The organism is Chimaeribacter coloradensis (genome assembly GCF_002858715.1).
In the GTDB taxonomy this organism is placed as follows: Bacteria; Pseudomonadota; Gammaproteobacteria; order Enterobacterales; family Enterobacteriaceae; genus Chimaeribacter; species Chimaeribacter coloradensis.
Map to the genome: position 1 here is coordinate 68,953 of NZ_PJZH01000003.1, position 16,275 is coordinate 85,227.

The 16,275-nt window shown below is 61.7% G+C and carries 20 protein-coding genes; 9 read left to right on the forward strand and 11 right to left on the reverse strand.

Annotated elements, in window-relative coordinates; all coding sequences use genetic code 11:
* The first annotated feature begins 45 nt into the window (after window positions 1–45).
* Window positions 46–1,176 (forward strand): lactonase family protein, encoded by a 1,131-nt coding sequence (locus CYR32_RS04740; protein WP_101823533.1) that lies wholly within the window; start codon window positions 46–48, stop codon window positions 1,174–1,176.
* A 55-nt stretch (window positions 1,177–1,231) separates the two neighbouring features.
* Window positions 1,232–3,148, forward strand: a complete 1,917-nt coding sequence (locus CYR32_RS04745) for a BglG family transcription antiterminator (protein ID WP_165698182.1) — start codon at window positions 1,232–1,234, stop codon at window positions 3,146–3,148.
* Window position 3,149: 1 nt separating this feature from the next.
* Here CYR32_RS04745 and npr read toward each other — a convergent pair whose 3' ends face one another.
* The 11 genes from npr to CYR32_RS04800 form a co-directional block, all read right to left on the reverse strand.
* Window positions 3,150–3,422 carry a PTS phosphocarrier protein NPr gene (npr, locus tag CYR32_RS04750; RefSeq protein ID WP_101823125.1) on the reverse strand — a complete coding sequence of 91 codons (273 nt, stop codon included), beginning with the start codon at window positions 3,420–3,422 and terminating at the stop codon, window positions 3,150–3,152.
* Entirely contained in the window at window positions 3,419–4,273 is an 855-nt protein-coding gene (gene rapZ, locus CYR32_RS04755) for an RNase adapter RapZ (protein ID WP_101823128.1), read from the reverse strand. Before rapZ ends, npr begins: the two co-directional genes overlap by 4 nt.
* A 71-nt stretch (window positions 4,274–4,344) precedes the next feature.
* Window positions 4,345–4,821 (reverse strand): PTS IIA-like nitrogen regulatory protein PtsN, encoded by a 477-nt coding sequence (ptsN, locus tag CYR32_RS04760; protein WP_175558180.1) that lies wholly within the window; start codon window positions 4,819–4,821, stop codon window positions 4,345–4,347.
* A 97-nt stretch (window positions 4,822–4,918) separates the two neighbouring features.
* Window positions 4,919–5,206 carry a ribosome hibernation promoting factor gene (gene hpf, locus CYR32_RS04765; RefSeq protein WP_101823132.1) on the reverse strand — a complete coding sequence of 96 codons (288 nt, stop codon included), beginning with the start codon at window positions 5,204–5,206 and terminating at the stop codon, window positions 4,919–4,921.
* 23 nt (window positions 5,207–5,229) lie between these two features.
* The gene (gene rpoN, locus CYR32_RS04770; protein ID WP_101823137.1) at window positions 5,230–6,663 is read right to left on the reverse strand and encodes an RNA polymerase factor sigma-54; all 1,434 of its coding nucleotides are present in this window, start codon (window positions 6,661–6,663) and stop codon (window positions 5,230–5,232) included.
* Between the two features lie 47 nt (window positions 6,664–6,710).
* Entirely contained in the window at window positions 6,711–7,436 is a 726-nt protein-coding gene (lptB, locus tag CYR32_RS04775; RefSeq protein ID WP_101823139.1) for an LPS export ABC transporter ATP-binding protein, read from the reverse strand.
* A 6-nt stretch (window positions 7,437–7,442) separates the two neighbouring features.
* Window positions 7,443–7,994, reverse strand: a complete 552-nt coding sequence (lptA, locus tag CYR32_RS04780) for a lipopolysaccharide ABC transporter substrate-binding protein LptA (RefSeq protein WP_101823142.1) — start codon at window positions 7,992–7,994, stop codon at window positions 7,443–7,445.
* Window positions 7,963–8,541 (reverse strand): LPS export ABC transporter periplasmic protein LptC, encoded by a 579-nt coding sequence (gene lptC, locus CYR32_RS04785; protein WP_101823145.1) that lies wholly within the window; start codon window positions 8,539–8,541, stop codon window positions 7,963–7,965. Before lptC ends, lptA begins: the two co-directional genes overlap by 32 nt.
* Entirely contained in the window at window positions 8,538–9,104 is a 567-nt protein-coding gene (kdsC, locus tag CYR32_RS04790; protein ID WP_101823148.1) for a 3-deoxy-manno-octulosonate-8-phosphatase KdsC, read from the reverse strand. Before kdsC ends, lptC begins: the two co-directional genes overlap by 4 nt.
* Window positions 9,105–9,119: 15 nt before the next feature.
* Window positions 9,120–10,106 carry an arabinose-5-phosphate isomerase KdsD gene (gene kdsD, locus CYR32_RS04795; protein WP_101823150.1) on the reverse strand — a complete coding sequence of 329 codons (987 nt, stop codon included), beginning with the start codon at window positions 10,104–10,106 and terminating at the stop codon, window positions 9,120–9,122.
* 18 nt (window positions 10,107–10,124) lie between these two features.
* The gene (locus CYR32_RS04800) at window positions 10,125–11,099 is read right to left on the reverse strand and encodes a calcium/sodium antiporter (protein WP_101823153.1); all 975 of its coding nucleotides are present in this window, start codon (window positions 11,097–11,099) and stop codon (window positions 10,125–10,127) included.
* Between the two features lie 284 nt (window positions 11,100–11,383).
* Here CYR32_RS04800 and mlaF point away from each other — a divergent pair, with 284 nt between their 5' ends.
* The 7 genes from mlaF (at window position 11,384) to murA (ending at window position 16,203) form a co-directional block, all read left to right on the forward strand.
* Window positions 11,384–12,187 carry a phospholipid ABC transporter ATP-binding protein MlaF gene (mlaF, locus tag CYR32_RS04805; protein WP_072931719.1) on the forward strand — a complete coding sequence of 268 codons (804 nt, stop codon included), beginning with the start codon at window positions 11,384–11,386 and terminating at the stop codon, window positions 12,185–12,187.
* Between the two features lie 16 nt (window positions 12,188–12,203).
* Complete coding sequence (gene mlaE, locus CYR32_RS04810) at window positions 12,204–12,986, forward strand: lipid asymmetry maintenance ABC transporter permease subunit MlaE (RefSeq protein ID WP_101823156.1); 783 nt, start codon at window positions 12,204–12,206, stop codon at window positions 12,984–12,986.
* Between the two features lie 2 nt (window positions 12,987–12,988).
* On the forward strand, window positions 12,989–13,525 hold the full coding sequence (gene mlaD, locus CYR32_RS04815) for an outer membrane lipid asymmetry maintenance protein MlaD (protein WP_101823159.1): 537 nt from the start codon (window positions 12,989–12,991) through the stop codon (window positions 13,523–13,525).
* 12 nt (window positions 13,526–13,537) lie between these two features.
* A complete protein-coding gene (gene mlaC / locus CYR32_RS04820; RefSeq protein WP_101823162.1) occupies window positions 13,538–14,167 on the forward strand; it encodes a phospholipid-binding protein MlaC in 630 nt (209 codons plus the stop codon).
* Window positions 14,167–14,475 carry a lipid asymmetry maintenance protein MlaB gene (gene mlaB / locus CYR32_RS04825; RefSeq protein ID WP_101823165.1) on the forward strand — a complete coding sequence of 103 codons (309 nt, stop codon included), beginning with the start codon at window positions 14,167–14,169 and terminating at the stop codon, window positions 14,473–14,475. Before mlaC ends, mlaB begins: the two co-directional genes overlap by 1 nt.
* 147 nt (window positions 14,476–14,622) lie before the next feature.
* Window positions 14,623–14,877: a BolA family iron metabolism protein IbaG gene (ibaG, locus tag CYR32_RS04830; RefSeq protein ID WP_101823168.1), complete on the forward strand. Its 255-nt coding sequence runs from the start codon at window positions 14,623–14,625 to the stop codon at window positions 14,875–14,877.
* A 60-nt stretch (window positions 14,878–14,937) separates the two neighbouring features.
* The gene (gene murA / locus CYR32_RS04835) at window positions 14,938–16,203 is read left to right on the forward strand and encodes a UDP-N-acetylglucosamine 1-carboxyvinyltransferase (RefSeq protein ID WP_101823171.1); all 1,266 of its coding nucleotides are present in this window, start codon (window positions 14,938–14,940) and stop codon (window positions 16,201–16,203) included.
* Window positions 16,204–16,275 lie beyond the last annotated feature (72 nt).

A 16,275-nucleotide genomic window follows, 5' to 3' on the forward strand; every position in this document is an offset into this window, starting at 1 on the left:
AGAGACGCCGTGAAAACACGCACTGCCCTTTGTCTGGTGCTGGCGATGGTCAGCGCGCCGCTCTGCGCTGACGCCGCCCGCTACGCCTATGTCGGCACCTATAACCCCAACGGCGAAGGCGTCTACCGCTTTGCCGTCAACCCGGAGGACGGCAGCCTCAGCGCGCGGACGCTGGTCAGTGGCGTCAGTAACCCGGCGCAGCTGGTGGCAAACGCCGCAGGCACGCTGCTGTTCGTCGGCAGTGAGGTCGCGGATTTCAACGGCGGGCAACAGGGCGGGCTGAGCGCTTACCGCATCAACCCGCAGGACGGCAGCCTGACGCTGCTCAACCAGGTGACCTCCGCCGGGCAGGGGCCGGTGTGGCTGTCACTGACGCCGGATGAGAAATTCCTGCTGGTGGCGAACTATGTCAGCGGCAGCGTCGCCGCCTTCCCGGTGGCGGCCGACGGCAAACTCGGCGCGGCGGTGTCGGTGCAGCAGCAGCAGGGCGAACCGGGCGCGGCGCGGCCGGCAGCGGCAGTTGAGGGGAGTTTCGCCATCAGCGATCATAACGGGCCGCACGCCCATATGATCGAAAGCGATCCCAGCGGGCGGTTTGCCTTCTCCACCGATCTGGGGCTGGACAGGATCTACCAGTGGCGGCGCGATCCGGCTACCGGCGCGCTGACGCCCAACGATCCGCCGTTTATCCCCGCGGCCTCACCGGGGGCGGGGCCGCGCCACCTGGTGTTCCACCCCACGGGCGACACGCTGTTTGTGATCGCCGAGGAGGCGTCGGTGGTCACCAGTTACCGCCTCAACCGTGAAACCGGCACCCTGACGCCCCTGCATAGCCTCTCCTCGCTGCCGCCGGAGTATCAGGGCACCAGCTTTGCCGCCGGGCTGGTGCTCGGGCGTGACGGCAAAAACCTCTATGTCGCCAACCGCCTGCACAACAGCATCGGCCAGATTGCGGTGACGCCTGAGGGCGGGATGCGCTGGGTCGGTGAAGTGTGGACGCGCGGTGACTACCCGCGCAGCCTGACCCTCGACCCGGCCGGGAAAACGATTTACGTCATGAATCAACGCAGCGATAACATCACCCGCTTCCGGGTCGATCCAACGCATGGCACACTGACGTTCACCGGGGATTACACGCCGGTGGGCAGCCCGTCCCAGCTGATCATGGTGCCCTGAGGCAGCCGCGCTGCGCTCCGGTGCGAACCGTTACCCCCAACCCTGGAAGAGGATTATGGTGCGCTTTCCCTATCAACGCCTGGCCCATCTGTTTGATGCGTTGCAGGATGAGATCCTGCCGCAGGAGGAGCTGGCCAAGCGGTTTGACGTCTCGACCCGCACCGTGCGGGCGGACATCACGGCATTGAATGAGATCCTGATCCGCTACGGTGCGCAGTTCGTGCATACGCGCGGCAGCGGTTACCAGTTACGGGTCGAGGACGCGGCGCTTTTCCGCGCGCTGCATCAGCCGCATGCGGCGGTGCCGAAAATCCCGCGTACGGCGGCTGACCGGGTCACCTGTCTGCTGGTGCGCTTCCTCACGTCGCCCTTTTCGCTGAAGCTTGAAGAGCTGGCGGATGCCTGGTTTGTCAGCCGTGGTACGCTGCAAAATGACATGGCCGAGGTGCGGGAGCATCTCGCCCGCTACCCGCTGACCATCGAAACCAAGCCGCGCTACGGCATGAAGCTGTTCGGCAGCGAGGTGGCGATCCGCGCCTGCCTGACCGACCTGCTGTTCCAGCGGCAGGATGAGCACAGCACCGCGCTGCTGCACACCCCGGCGGTGCTGGCCGTGGCGCAGATGCCGCTGCTGGCCGCCGCGCTGCACCAGGGGCTGACGCAGGCGGGCATCCGCCTCACGGACGAGGGCGAGCACTACCTGACGCTCTACTGCGCGGTGGCGCTCAAACGCATCAGCGACGGCTACCCGCTCTCCGATTTCCACGCTGACGAAGAGGATGAGCCGGTGCGGCAGGTCTCCTCCTCGCTGGCCGCGCAACTGCGCCAGTGGGCAGGCAAAGAGATCGCCGCAGCCGAAGAGGCCTACCTGCGGGTCAACATCGCGGCGCGGCGCATCCAGGCGGCGCAGCCCACGGCGATCAATGCCGATGACGAAGAGGCGCTGGTGGATTACCTGCTCTCTTACATCAACGCCCACTACAACTACGATTTACAGGGCGATGAGCAGTTGCGCGCCGACCTGCTGACCCACATCAAAACCATGATCACGCGGGTGAAGTACCAGATCGCCATCCCGAACCCGCTGCTGGCGAACATCAAACAGCACTACCCGATGGCCTACGACGTCACGCTGGCGGCTATCTCCAGCTGGGGGAAATACACCCCCTACAGCCTGAGCGAAAATGAGATCGGCTTTCTGGTGCTGCACATCGGCGTCGGGCTGGAGCGGCATTATGACATCGGCTACCAGCGCCACCCGCAGGTGCTGCTGGTGTGCGACACCGGCAACTCCACCATCCGCATGGTGCAGGCGCAGGTCAGCCGCAAATACCCGCAGCTGGTGATCACCCGCATCATCACGCTGCGCGACTATGAGCAGCTCCGGCAGATCGACGAGGACTTCGTCATCTCCACCGCGCGGCTGGCGGAACGCAACAAGCCGGTGGTGGTGATGTCACCTTTCCCCACGGAGTTCCAGCTTGAGCAGCTCGGCAAGCTGGTACTGGTGGACCGCACCCGGCCCTATATGCTGGAGAAGTTTTTCGATGCCGGGCATTTCCTGATCCTCGACCAGCCCCTGAGCCAGGAGGCACTGTTCCGCCGGGTCTGCGGGCAACTGGAGCGGGAAGGGGTGGTGGACGCGGAGTTCTACGCGTCGGTCACGGAGCGGGAGGCGATTGTCTCCACCATGCTGGGCGAGGGGATTGCGCTGCCCCACGCGCTGGGGCTGCAGGCGAAAAAAACCGTGGTGGTGACGGTGCTCTGCCCACCGGGCATCGACTGGGGGCAGGGGGAGACGGCGCAGGTGATTTTCCTGCTGGCGATCAGCAAAGCGGATTATGAGGAGGCGATGGCGATCTACGACCTGTTCGTTACCTTTGTGCGCGAGCGCGCCGCCAGCCGGTTGCTCGGCAGCCGCGACTTTGAGAGCTTCAAAGCGATCGCCACCGAGAGCCTGAGCCGGATTTAGGTCACTCTTCGTCGAAACCGGAGTTGAACAGTTCCACCACCGCCGCCAGCGCGTTGACCTCGTCCGGGCCGCTGGCCTCGATTTCGATGCGCTGGCCTTTGGGCGAGTCCAGCATCAGCAGGGCGATCACGCTGCTGGCCTCTGCCTCAATCCCCGCGTCGTTGCGCAGCATCACTTCGGCGTCAAAGCTCTGCACCAGCTCGAACAGCTTCATCGCCGGCCGGGCGTGCATCCCGAGCCGGTTTTTGATCTCCACCGTGTGTTTCACCGTCATAGTTTGCGTTTTTCCAGCGTGCGATGGCGGGACTGCACATTCTTCCCGCGGGAACGGAAATAATCTGCCAGCTGCTCAGCCACATACACCGACCGGTGTTTGCCGCCGGTACAGCCGATGGCGACGGTCAGGTAGCTGCGGTTATTGGTTTCGAGCATCGGCAGCCACTGTTCAAGGTAGCTGCGCGTCTGGTAGATGAAGTTATGCACTTCCGTATGCCGGTCAAGGAAGGCGGCGACCGGGCGATCCAGGCCGGTCATCGGGCGCAGTTTCGGGTCCCAGTGCGGGTTCGGCAGGAAACGCACGTCAAACACGTAGTCGGCATCGATCGGGATGCCGTGCTTGAACCCAAAGGACTCAAACACCATCGTCAGCTCGCGCTCACGTTTGCCCAGCAGGCGGGTGCGCAGCATCTCGGCCAGCTCATGCACTGACATCTCCGAGGTGTCGATCAGCAGATCGGCGCGGGATCGCAGCGGTTCCAGCAGCTCGCTCTCCTCGTCAATGGCGCTCTCCAGCGACAGGTTGCGGGCGGAGAGGGGGTGCAGGCGGCGGGTGTCGCTGTAACGGCGGATCAGAGTGTTGCGGTCGGCATCAAGGAACAGCAGTTGCGGTGAAAAGCTCTCCGGCAGCTGGGACATGGCGTGCTCAAAGATTTCCGGTGTTTCCGGCATGTTGCGCACGTCAATGCTGACGGCGGCGGAGGTGTTGCGCTCCACCAGTGCATGCGCCAGCTGCGGCAGCAGCACCACCGGCAGGTTATCGACGCAGTAAAAGCCCATATCTTCAAGCGCGCGCAAGGCAACAGATTTACCCGAACCGGAACGGCCGCTGACTATCATCAGCACCATGTGTCACTCCCCCTGGCAATTCACTCTTAGCATGTTTTTGACCAGCGCCGGGGGTCAGCCCGGCCCGCCGGCTATTCAGTAATGATCTGGTACAGCTCTTCGTCACTCTGGGCGGCGCGCAACCGGCGGCAGACGTTTTTGTCCGCCAGCCGTTTTGCCACCAGCGACAGGGTGTGTAAGTGGGTTTTGCATTGGTCGGCCGGCACCAGCAGCGCAAACAGCAGGTCAACCGGCTGGTTGTCGATGGCGTCAAACGGGATCGGCTGATCCAGGCGGATGAACACGCCCACCGCGCGCAGCGTGTCCTCTTCCAGCTTGCCGTGAGGAATCGCAATGCCGCTGCCGATGCCGGTACTGCCCATCCGCTCGCGGGTCAGCACCGCTTCAAACACCACCTGCGGGGGCAGGCTGAGCTGCTTGGCGGCCAGTTCGCTGACGATTTCCAGGGCGCGTTTCTTGCTGGAGCAGTGGACGCCGCTTTTGGTGCACTCTGCGCTGAGCACAGTGCTTAACTGCATAACAGTATCGTTTATCATCTCATCTTTCACTTAAGCGCCCGGGTCACGCCTGATGGCTTATCGGCCCGTTACCCCGGGGCAACGAGCCGATTGTCAGGCGATGTAGCGCAACTGGCTACAGTGAGTTTCAGTGCTGTTTTAGCTTGTCTTTGTGTTTATTCAGCTGCCGTGACAGCTTGTCGATCAGGCCGTCAATGGCCGCGTACATGTCTTCATGTTCCGAGGTGGCGTGCAACTCGCCTCCATTCACGTGCACCGTTGCTTCGGCAATTTTGTGCACTTTTTCCATGCTGAGTATCACATGAACCTGATTGATCCTGTCGAAAAATTGCTCAAGTTTGGCAAATTTCTGGGTGACAAAATCGCGCAGGGGGTCGGTGATTTCAACGTGGTGTCCGGTGATGTTGAGCTGCATAATGTCTTCCTTCTCTGTTTAGGTCAAACCAGTTGTTTGCGTTGGTTCGACGGCGGGATGGACAAAGACTCTCGGTATTTTGCCACAGTACGCCGGGCAACCATGATGCCCTGGTCGGCGAGCAGGGTCGCCAGCTTGCTGTCGCTCAGAGGTTTCGCGGGGTTTTCTGCCGCAATTAATTTCTTCACCAGGGCGCGGATGGCGGTAGAGGAGGCCTCGCCGCCGCTGTCCGTGCTGACATGGCTTGAGAAGAAATACTTCAGTTCAAAAATGCCGCGCGGGCTGTGCAGGAACTTCTGCGTGGTCACGCGGGAAATGGTGGATTCATGCATATCGACAGCCTGGGCGATGTCCGCCAGCACCATCGGTTTCATGTACTCCTCACCTTTCTCAAAGAAGGCCTGCTGCTGCTCCACGATGCAGCGCGTGACCTTCAGCAGCGTCTCGTTGCGGCTCTCCAGGCTCTTGATCAGCCATTTGGCCTCCTGGAGGTTGCTGCGGATAAACTGGCCGTCGCTGTCGTTGCGGGCAGACCCGCCGAGCGCGGCGTACTGCTGGTTAATCTTGAGCCGCGGCACGCTGTCCGCGTTCAGCTCCACTGCCCAGACGCCCTGATGCTTGCGCACCAGCACATCGGGGATCACATACTCCGATTCGCCGGTATTGATCGACTGGCCGGGACGCGGGTCCAGCGACTGAATCAGCTGCATCGCTCCCTTAAGTGTATCCTCTTTTAGCCGGGTCGAGCGCATTAAGCTCCGGAAGTCGTGGTTGCCGAGCAGGTCAAGGTGTTCGCTGACAATCAGTTTCGCCTCCGCCAGATAGGGCAGGCCGGGCACAAACTGCGACAGCTGGATCAGCAGGCAGTCGCGCAGGTCCCGCGCCGCCACGCCGATCGGGTCGAAGCGCTGCACCCGCTTCAGCACCGCTTCCACCTCGTCCATGGTGACGTTGTCGTCGCCGATGCTCTCGAGGATCTCATCCAGCGAGGCGGTGAGGTAGCCGGTGTTGTCCACTGCGTCCACAATCGAGGTGGCGATGGCGGCGTCGGTGTCGGAGAAGGGGGTCAAATCCACCTGCCACATCAGGTAATCCTGCAGCGTCTGGGTGGTTTCGCCCTGGTAGACCGGCAGCTCGTCGTCGCTGTAGTCGGTGCCGGTGCCGGACGGGGTGCCGGCGGTGTAGATCTCATCCCAGGTGGCATCCAGCGGCAGCTCCTCGGGCATATCCTTCTGCTCCAGGGCCTCGCGGGTGTCGAGGGCCTCGCTGTCGTTGCTCTCTTTGGCGTCGATCTCGTCGTGGATGTCCGTCTGTTCCAGCAGCGGGTTGCTCTCTAATGCCAGTTGGATCTCCTGCTGCAGTTCAAGCGTGGAGAGCTGCAACAGGCGGATCGCCTGCTGGAGCTGGGGGGTCATGGCCAGTTGCTGGCTAAGCCTGAGTTGCAAACCTTGCTTCATAGAATGGATTCAATGTCCTTACGGGTAACGGCGCCGGCCGGTGCCGGTCAGAGGCGGAACTCTTCGCCCAGGTAGACGCGTTTGACCTGTTCGTCAGCCAGAATATCGCTGGGTGAGCCGTGGGCGATCAGACGCCCCTGGCTGACGATATAGGCGCGCTCGCACACATCGAGGGTTTCCCGCACGTTGTGGTCGGTAATCAGCACGCCCAGGCCGCTGTCACGCAGATGTTCAATGATTTTTTTAATGTCGATCACCGAGATCGGGTCAACCCCGGCGAAAGGCTCATCCAGCAGGATGAATTTCGGGTTGGCGGCCAGCGCGCGGGCTATCTCCACGCGGCGGCGCTCCCCGCCGGAGAGCGCCTGGCCGAGGCTGTCGCGCAGGTGGGTGATGTGGAACTCCGCCATCAGCTCCTCGGCGCGGTCACGGCGCTGCTCGCTGGTGAGGTCGTCCCGGATCTCCAGCACCGCCATCAGGTTGTTGTAGACGCTGAGGCGGCGGAAGATCGAGGCCTCCTGCGGCAGGTAGCCGATGCCGCGGCGCGCCCGCGCGTGCAGCGGCAGCAGGCTGATGTCCTCATCGTCGATGACGATGCGCCCGGCATCCCGCTGGACGATGCCCACCACCATGTAGAAGGTGGTGGTCTTGCCGGCCCCGTTCGGGCCGAGCAGCCCGACAATCTCACCGGAGTTCACCGTCAGGCTGACATCCTCCACCACTTTACGGTTTTTGTATGCTTTGGCGAGTTTTTCTGCGATTAAGGTGGCCATAAATAATCAGTTGCTCTTCTTCTGTGCGCCGGACGTGTTGCCCTTGTCCTGAAGTTGCGTCGGGATTAACACAGTGGTAACACGTTTGCCCTCATCACTGAAGGCCTCCATCTGCTGTTTTTGCACCAGATAGGTGATGCGGTCGCCTTTCACGTTGCTGTCGAGCTGCTCCAGATAGGCGTTGCCGGTCAGGGTGACGAAGTCATTCGCCAGCTCGTAACGCATCTTCTGGGAGCGGCCCTTCACCGGTTTGCCGTTCTCCTGTAACTGGTAGAAGGTCACCGGGTTGCCGTAGGCTTCGATCACCTCTTTGCCCTGCTGGCCCTGCGGGCGGATCACCACCACCTTGTCGGCTTTGATCTCAATGCTGCCCTGTTTGGCCACCACGTTGCCGGTAAAGGTCACGGTGTTGCCTTCCATGTCCAGCGCCTGCTGCGCGGAGTCGATATGGATAGGCTGGCTGGTGTCATCTTTCAGCGCAAAGGCCGGCACGCTCACAGCCAGAAGCGAACTGACCATCAGCAGGTTACGGAGCGGGGGTTGAATTCTGGATTTCATAGTAGGTGTTTACCTTTTCGATCAGCTGTGCTGTTTTATTCCGCAAATTGCCGCGCATTTTCAATCCTTTGGAGGTGAAGGCCGCCCCGTAGAGGGTTACTTCATCATCCGAGGAGACATCCTGGGTCACCAGGTTCACCTGGGCATTGTCCGTGTTGATCCGCTGTAATTGCGAGGTGGTGGTCAGGCTGGTGACCTCAACATGGCCGTACAGGTAGAGCATCCGGTCTTTGGTTAGCTTGGCACGATCGGCGCGAACCGACCAGGTCGGCACGGTGTTGGCGTCATAGAGCGTCATCACCGGCGTGGTGAACCAGCTCAGTTCTTCCGTTGTATAGTATTTGACCTCGTCCGCCACCAGTTTGTAGTTCAGTTTGCCGGTCGGGTCGTAGACCACGGTCACGGTGTGCTGGCTCTGGTAGGTCGGGTCCTGGGTGTTGAGGGCTGACGGGGCCGCGTCGTCATCGGAGTCGGCCAGGTTGAGGCCGATCAGGATCAGGGCGGCGAGGCCCAGCAGCAGGGTGAGCCACAGTTTTGGTCTGCTCATATGGAAAGCCCCCTGGCATCCTCCAGCTTGCCCTGCGCCAGCAAAATCAGGTCACACAGTTCGCGCACCGCCCCTTTGCCGCCGCTGATGCGGGTGGTGTAGTGGGCGCGCGGCAGCAGCATCGGGTGGGCATCTGCCACGGCCACCGACAGCCCCACTTCCGCCATCACCGGCCAGTCGATCAGGTCATCGCCGATGTAGGCGACCTGCTCAGGCCGCAGCGCCAGTTTTTCCAGCAGTGCGCGGAACGCCAGCAGCTTGTCGGACTGGCCCTGATAGAGGTGGCGGATGCCGAGGGTGGCCGCGCGGTCTTCCAGCAGCTTCGCCGAGCGGCCGGTAATAATGGCGACGTCCACATCGGAGGTCAGCAGGCAGCGGATGCCGTAGCCGTCGCGCACGTTGAAGGCCTTCAGCTCTTCGCCGTGGTTGCCCATGTAGATCAGGCCGTCGGACATCACGCCATCCACGTCACAAATCAGCAGGCGAATCTGTTGCGCCCGTTCCAGTACTGCGGCACTGACCGGGCCGTAACAGGTATTCACCGTTGCTGTAGTCTCACTCATTTACCCTTTCCTTCATTAAACTACGCCAGCGCGCAGCATGTCATGCATATGTACCACACCAAGCAACTGGTCGCCATCGGCAACCATCAGGGCAGTAATATGCCGGGATTGCATGGTATTCAGGGCATCCACCGCCAGGGTGCCGGGGCGGACCCGCAGGCCGCCGGGCGTCATCACATCGGCGATGCGCGCCTGGTTGAAGTCGATGCCCATATCAATAATGCGGCGCAGGTCGCCGTCGGTGAAGACGCCTTCGATTTTCATCAGGTCGTCACAGATTACCGTCATGCCGAGGTTTTTGCGCGTAATCTCCAGCAGCGCGTCGCGCAGCGTGGCGTCCCGGCTGACGTGGGGGATCTCACTGCCGCTGTGCATAATATCACTGACGTGCAGCAGCAGTTTGCGGCCCAGTGCGCCGCCGGGGTGGGAGAGGGCGAAATCCTCTTTGGTGAACCCGCGCGCCTCCAGCAGCGCCACGGCCAGGGCATCGCCCATCACCAGCGCCGCGGTGGTGCTGCTGGTGGGGGCCAGCCCCAGCGGGCAGGCCTCCTGCGGCACATGCACGCAGAGGTGGAGGTCTGCCGCCCGGCCCATGGCGCTTTCCGGGTTGCCGGTCATACAGATCAGCGGCACCTGCAGCCGTTTCAGCACCGGCACCAGCGCCAGAATCTCATTGGACTCGCCGGAGTTGGAGAGGGCAAGCACCACATCCTGCGCGCTGACCATGCCGAGGTCACCGTGGCTCGCCTCGCCGGGGTGGACGAAAAAGGCCGGCGTGCCGGTGCTGGCGAAGGTGGCCGCCAGCTTGCGGCCGATGTGGCCGGATTTACCCATGCCCATCACCACCACTTTACCGGGGCAGGTGAACATCATCTCGCAGGCGCGGGTGAAGTGGTGGTTGATGTACTGGTCAAGCTGGGCCAGCCCCTCCCGCTCAATGCGCAGCACAGTTTTGCCGGCCTGCTCAAAGTTGAAACCGGGGTGGAGTTCAAAATTCGCCATGATGGTATCCTGACTGTTTTACAGGGCGGGGCCGCCGGGGAGCAGCAGCCACGCAAGATAAGCCATAAAGCCGCACAATAACAGCGCCCCCGCCAGGCGGCCGATGCGGTGCCGGCGCATCAGACATAAACCGGCCAGCACGCCGCTGACCGCCAGCATCACCCAGTAGTCGCGCTGGAACGCCGCCGGCGCAAAGTGGCCGGGCGCGATCAGGGCCGGGATGCCGAGCACTATACAGAGATTAAAGATATTGGCGCCTATGATATTTCCTAAAGCAATATCATCCTCGCCTTTCAGTGCCCCGGCGATAAGCGTCGCCAATTCGGGCAGGCTGGTGCCCACCGCAATCACCGTCAAACCAATCACCAGCTCGCTGACGCCGAAGTAGCGGGCAATCAGCGTTGCGTTATCCACAATCATCCCGGCGGAGAGCGGCATCATCACAAATGCCAGCACCAGCCAGAGCACCGCCACGGTGCTGCTGCCGTCCTGCGGCAGTTCGGCAATCTGCTCCGCCGTCAGGGTGTCGGTGCCTTCACGCTGCGCCAGCCGGGCGAGCTTCAGCGACATCAGGCAGAAAAAGGCGGCCCCGAGCAGCAGGATCACGCCGTCGAGCCGGGTGAGCTGTAAATCTGACAGCAGAAACCCGCACATCACGGTAATCGCCAGCATCAGCGGCAGCTCCCGGCGCAGAATGTCGGACTGCACCCGCAGCGGGTGGATCAGCGCCGCCGCCCCCAGAATCAGCAGGATGTTCACAATGGTAGAGCCGAGGGCGTTACCGATCGCCAGATCGCGCTGGCCGCCCACGGCCGCCGTGGCCGACACCACCAGCTCCGGCAGGGAGATGCCAATGCCCACCACCGTGATGCCGGTGACCAGCGGCGGCACCCCGATGGCCCGCGCCAGCACGGCTGCACCATACACCAGACGATCGGCCGCGTAACATAGGAGAAGTAAACCAACGATCAATAGTACGGTCGCAAGCAGCATGCGGAATCCTTTATTCGGTATAATCCCCTGTTCGTTGGTGAATCAGAAGGTCAAAACCTATTGTCCGAATCAATGATAAACTGACTACAGCCGGCCGCGAACCCGCACCGGCGATAACGCTAAGATTTATCCGCTAATTTTGACTGTGCAGGCCATAAAAGTAAAACCCAGGTCAAGTTTAGCGGGAACGGCAGTAAGGTTTTGTAAAAATACGGCGCGCAGGCGCCTTTGCTTTAACATCAGGGGAGGTGTCACAGCGACACGCCCCACAAGGGATCGCAAGAATGAACCAGAAGGCATCGAATCTGGTGGAGATCAAAGGCATCAGTTTTGTGCGCGGCGATCGCCCCATCTTCGAAAAAATCAATATGACGGTGCCGCGCGGCAAAGTCACCGCCATCATGGGCCCCTCCGGTATCGGTAAAACCACGCTGCTGCGCCTGATCGGCGGGCAGCTCGCGCCGGATGAGGGTGAGATCTGGTTTGATGGTGAAAACATCCCCACCCTTTCACGCCGCAAGCTGTACGCGACACGCAAGAAAATGAGCATGTTGTTCCAGTCGGGGGCGCTGTTTACCGATCTTAATGTGTATGAGAATGTCGCGTTCCCGCTGCGTGAGCACAGCCAGCTCCCGCCGGAGCTGCTGCACACCACGGTGATGATGAAACTGGAAGCGGTCGGGCTGCGCGGGGCGGCGAAACTGATGCCCTCCGAGCTTTCCGGCGGCATGGCCCGGCGCGCGGCCCTGGCGCGCGCCATCGCCCTTGACCCGATGCTGATCATGTTCGATGAGCCGTTTGTCGGCCAGGACCCGATCACCATGGGGGTGCTGGTGAAGCTGATTGATGAGCTGAACCATGCGCTGGGCGTCACCTGCATTGTGGTGTCGCATGATGTGCCGGAAGTGCTGAGCATTGCCGACTATGCCTATATTGTGGCGGAGCAGCATGTGGTCGCCGAAGGGACCCCGGCCGAGCTGCAGGCCAATACCGACCCCCGTGTGCGCCAGTTCCTCGACGGCATCGCCGACGGGCCGGTGCCGTTCCGTTTCCCTGCCGGTGATTACAAAGCCGGTCTGCTAGGATAAGGGAGTCCATACACTGATGTTTATTCGTACACTGGCGTCATTAGGGCGTCATGGAATTTCGTTGTGCCTCGCCTTCGGCCGCGCCGGGCTGATGATGTTCGGCGCACTGGCCGGGGTGCCGCAGCCGCGCAAACATGGGCCGCTGCTGGTCAGGCAGCTCTACAGCGTCGGCGTGATGTCGCTGTTGATCATCGCCGTCTCCGGCCTGTTTATCGGCATGGTGCTGGGGTTGCAGGGCTACCTGATCCTCACCACCTACAGCGCCGAGAGCAGCCTGGGGATGATGGTGGCCTTGTCGCTGCTGCGTGAGCTGGGGCCGGTGGTCACCGCGCTGCTGTTCGCCGGCCGCGCCGGTTCCGCCCTGACGGCGGAAATCGGGCTGATGAAGGCCACCGAGCAGCTCTCCAGCATGGAGATGATGGCCATCGACCCGCTGCGCCGGGTCGTCGCGCCGCGCTTCTGGGCAGGGCTTATCAGTATGCCGCTGCTGACGGCGATTTTCGTCGCGGTCGGCATCTGGGGCGGTTCACTGGTGGGCGTGGACTGGAAAGGCATCGACAGCGGCTTCTTCTGGTCTGCGATGCAGAACGCCGTGGACTGGCGGCAGGATCTGGTTAACTGCCTGATTAAAAGCGCGGTATTCGCCATTACCGTGACCTGGATCGCACTGTTCAACGGTTATGATGCGGTGCCGACCTCACAAGGGATCAGCCGGGCAACGACCCGTACCGTGGTGCACTCGTCATTGGCGGTGCTGGGATTAGATTTTGTGCTGACGGCACTGATGTTTGGGAACTGAGAATGCAAACGAAAAAGAGTGAAATCTGGGTTGGGGTATTCATGCTGATTGCGCTGGGCGCCATCTTATTCCTCTGCCTGAAAGTGGCCAATATTACGTCGATGCGCACCACGCCGACCTACCGCATCTACGCGACCTTCGACAACATCGGCGGGCTGAAGGCCAGCTCACCGGTGAAAATCGGCGGCGTGGTGATTGGCCGGGTAGCGGACATCACCCTCGACAAGGGCTACTCGCCGCGCGTGGCGATGGACATCGACGAAACCTATAACCAGATCCCGGACACCAGCTCGCTGGCGATCCGCACCTCCGGCCTGCTGGGGGAGCAGTATCTGGCGCTCAACGTCGGGTTTGAGGACCCGGACATGGGCACCGCCATCCTGAAAGAGGGCGGCACGATTCAGGACACGAAGTCCGCCATGGTGCTGGAAGATCTGATCGGCCAGTTCCTGTACAAAAGCGGCGGCAATGATGACGCCGCCAAACCGGGTGCGGAGGCGGCGGCTCCGGCTGCGGCCCCGGCTGTACCCAGCAATTAAGAGGAAATCTGCATGTTTAAACGTTTATTGATGGTGGCGTTACTGGTGGTGGCCCCGCTGGCAAACGCGGTAGATCAGACCAACCCGTACCGGGTCATGGATGAGGCGGCGCAGAAAACCTTTACCCGCCTGAAAAACGAGCAGCCGAAAATCAAGCAGGACCCGAACTACCTGCGTGAGGTGGTGCGCGAGGAGCTGCTGCCTTACGTCCAGGTGAAATATGCCGGTGCGCTGGTGCTGGGCCGTTACTACAAAGAGGCGACCCCGGCGCAGCGTGACGCCTACTTCAAGGCGTTTGAGGATTATCTGGCGCAGGCCTACGGCCAGGCGCTGGCGCTCTACCACGGCCAGACGTACCAGATCGCCCCTGACCAGCCGCTGGGCGATGCGAACATCATTGCCATCCGCGTGACCATCATCGACAACGGCGGCCGCCCGCCGGTGCGCCTCGACTTCCAGTGGCGCAAAAACAGCAAAACCGGCAACTGGCAGGCGTATGACATGATCGCCGAAGGGGTGAGCATGATCACCACCAAGCAGAACGAGTGGGCTGACATCCTGCGCCAGCAGGGCGTTGACGGCCTGACCGCCCGCCTGAAAAGCGCGGCTGCCCAGCCAATCACCCTCGACCAGCAGAAATGATGAGCGACACCTCGCCGTTACAGTGGGAATCCCTGCCGCAGACGCTGGTACTGAAAGGCGATCTTGACCGCGAAACGCTGCTGCCGTTATGGCAGCAGCGCCACACCCTGCTGGCGGGCAAGCGGGTGCTTGACCTGTCTCAGCTGGAGCGCGTGGACTCGCCCGGCCTGGCGCTGCTGGTGCATCTGCGTGAAGAAGCGGAAAAACGCGGTGCCCCGCTGGCGCTGACCGGCATCACCGACCGGCTGGAAACCTTGATTACGCTTTACAATCTCGACGGGATAATTCCTGTCAAGGCGGCAACTTAGCCGCGGTTTTTCGCCTGTTTACAGCACAATAGCCCCAAAGCCCCTGTAAGAAAGCCTTTGCAGGGGCTTTTTCTTTGTTTAAGAGTGCGCCGGATTCAACTAAGATGGTCGGCTGATATGATCCCCTTTTAGACAGAATCGACTCCTATGGATACTCAAGAAATCAAAGATGTTCTGATGCAGGCGCTGGCACTGCAGGAAGCCCATGTGACCGGTGACGGCAGCCACTTCCAGGTGATCGTGGTTGGCGCGCAGTTCGACGGCATGAGCCGTGTGAAAAAGCAGCAGGCTGTCTACGCCCCGCTGATGGAATACATCGCCGACAACCGCATCCATGCCCTGTCGATCAAAGCCTTTACGCCCGAAGAGTGGAAGCGCGACCGCCTGCTGAACGGCTTCTGACGCCGGGCACCCGCTCCGCCCTTTGCGACCTTATAAAGTTAAACACTGAGAGCTGTCATAATGGATAAATTTCGTGTGCAGGGCCGTACCCGTTTGAGTGGCGAAGTGACCATCTCCGGGGCCAAAAACGCCGCCTTGCCGATCCTGTTCGCTGCTTTGCTGGCTGAAGAGCCGGTAGAGATCCAGAACGTTCCCCACCTGAAAGACATCGACACCACCCTGAAGCTGCTGACCCAGCTGGGCACCAAAATCGAGCGTAACGGCTCGGTGTTTGTTGATGCCAGTGGCGTGAATGAGTTCACCGCACCCTATGAGCTGGTGAAAACCATGCGTGCCTCTATCTGGGCGCTCGGCCCGCTGGTGGCCCGTTTCGGCCGCGGCCAGGTGTCGCTGCCGGGGGGCTGTGCCATCGGCGCACGCCCGGTTGACCTGCATATCACCGGCCTGGAGCAACTCGGCGCGGAGATTAAGCTGGAAGAGGGCTACGTGAAAGCCTCAGTGGAAGGTCGCCTGAAGGGCGCGCACATCGTGATGGACAAGGTCAGCGTCGGCGCGACCGTGACCATCATGAGCGCCGCCACCCTGGCGGAAGGCACCACCATTATCGAGAACGCCGCGCGTGAGCCGGAAATCGTTGATACGGCGGGCTTCCTGAATGCGCTGGGCGCAAAAATCACCGGTGCGGGCACCGACAAGATCACCATCCAGGGCGTTGAGCGCCTGGGCGGCGGCGTCTACCGCGTGTTGCCTGACCGCATTGAAACCGGCACCTTCCTGGTGGCGGCCGCCATCTCCGGCGGTAAAGTGGTCTGCCGCGAAACCCGTCCGGACACGCTGGACGCGGTGCTGGCGAAGCTGCGCGAAGCCGGGGCGGACATTGAAGTCGGTGAAGACTGGATTAGCCTCGACATGCACGGCCAGCGCCCGAAAGGGGTAAACATCCGCACGGCGCCGCACCCGGGCTTCCCGACGGATATGCAGGCCCAGTTCAGCCTGCTGAACCTGGTGGCAGAAGGCACCGGCATCATTACCGAGACCATCTTCGAAAACCGCTTTATGCACGTGCCGGAGCTGATCCGCATGGGCGCGCACGCGGAGATCGAGAGCAACACCGTGATCTGCCACGGCGTGGCCCAGCTCTCTGGGGCGCAGGTGATGGCGACCGATCTGCGCGCCTCCGCCAGCCTGGTGCTGGCAGGCTGCATCGCGGAAGGCACCACGGTGGTGGATCGCATCTACCACATCGACCGTGGCTATGAGCGCATTGAAGACAAACTGCGCGCACTGGGTGCCAACATCGAACGCATCAGCGGCGAGCAGGCATAAGCCAGACGGCAATAAAAAAGCCGGCACAGGGAGACCTGGCCGGCTTTTTTTATGGTGCTGCGTAACCGCGCG

Bases quoted from the DNA above. Each gene is read 5' to 3' on its own strand.
- CYR32_RS04740 (WP_101823533.1), top strand. From the start codon at position 46: ATGGTCAGCGCGCCGCTCTGCGCTGACGCCGCCCGCTACGCCTATGTC.
- CYR32_RS04745 (WP_165698182.1), top strand. From the start codon at position 1,232: ATGGTGCGCTTTCCCTATCAACGCCTGGCCCATCTGTTTGATGCGTTG.
- npr (WP_101823125.1), bottom strand. From the start codon at position 3,422: ATGACGGTGAAACACACGGTGGAGATCAAAAACCGGCTCGGGATGCAC.
- rapZ (WP_101823128.1), bottom strand. From the start codon at position 4,273: ATGGTGCTGATGATAGTCAGCGGCCGTTCCGGTTCGGGTAAATCTGTT.
- hpf (WP_101823132.1), bottom strand. From the start codon at position 5,206: ATGCAGCTCAACATCACCGGACACCACGTTGAAATCACCGACCCCCTG.
- rpoN (WP_101823137.1), bottom strand. From the start codon at position 6,663: ATGAAGCAAGGTTTGCAACTCAGGCTTAGCCAGCAACTGGCCATGACC.
- lptB (WP_101823139.1), bottom strand. From the start codon at position 7,436: ATGGCCACCTTAATCGCAGAAAAACTCGCCAAAGCATACAAAAACCGT.
- lptA (WP_101823142.1), bottom strand. From the start codon at position 7,994: ATGAAATCCAGAATTCAACCCCCGCTCCGTAACCTGCTGATGGTCAGT.
- lptC (WP_101823145.1), bottom strand. From the start codon at position 8,541: ATGAGCAGACCAAAACTGTGGCTCACCCTGCTGCTGGGCCTCGCCGCC.
- kdsC (WP_101823148.1), bottom strand. From the start codon at position 9,104: ATGAGTGAGACTACAGCAACGGTGAATACCTGTTACGGCCCGGTCAGT.
- kdsD (WP_101823150.1), bottom strand. From the start codon at position 10,106: ATGGCGAATTTTGAACTCCACCCCGGTTTCAACTTTGAGCAGGCCGGC.
- CYR32_RS04800 (WP_101823153.1), bottom strand. From the start codon at position 11,099: ATGCTGCTTGCGACCGTACTATTGATCGTTGGTTTACTTCTCCTATGT.
- mlaF (WP_072931719.1), top strand. From the start codon at position 11,384: ATGAACCAGAAGGCATCGAATCTGGTGGAGATCAAAGGCATCAGTTTT.
- mlaE (WP_101823156.1), top strand. From the start codon at position 12,204: ATGTTTATTCGTACACTGGCGTCATTAGGGCGTCATGGAATTTCGTTG.
- mlaD (WP_101823159.1), top strand. From the start codon at position 12,989: ATGCAAACGAAAAAGAGTGAAATCTGGGTTGGGGTATTCATGCTGATT.
- mlaC (WP_101823162.1), top strand. From the start codon at position 13,538: ATGTTTAAACGTTTATTGATGGTGGCGTTACTGGTGGTGGCCCCGCTG.
- mlaB (WP_101823165.1), top strand. From the start codon at position 14,167: ATGAGCGACACCTCGCCGTTACAGTGGGAATCCCTGCCGCAGACGCTG.
- ibaG (WP_101823168.1), top strand. From the start codon at position 14,623: ATGGATACTCAAGAAATCAAAGATGTTCTGATGCAGGCGCTGGCACTG.
- murA (WP_101823171.1), top strand. From the start codon at position 14,938: ATGGATAAATTTCGTGTGCAGGGCCGTACCCGTTTGAGTGGCGAAGTG.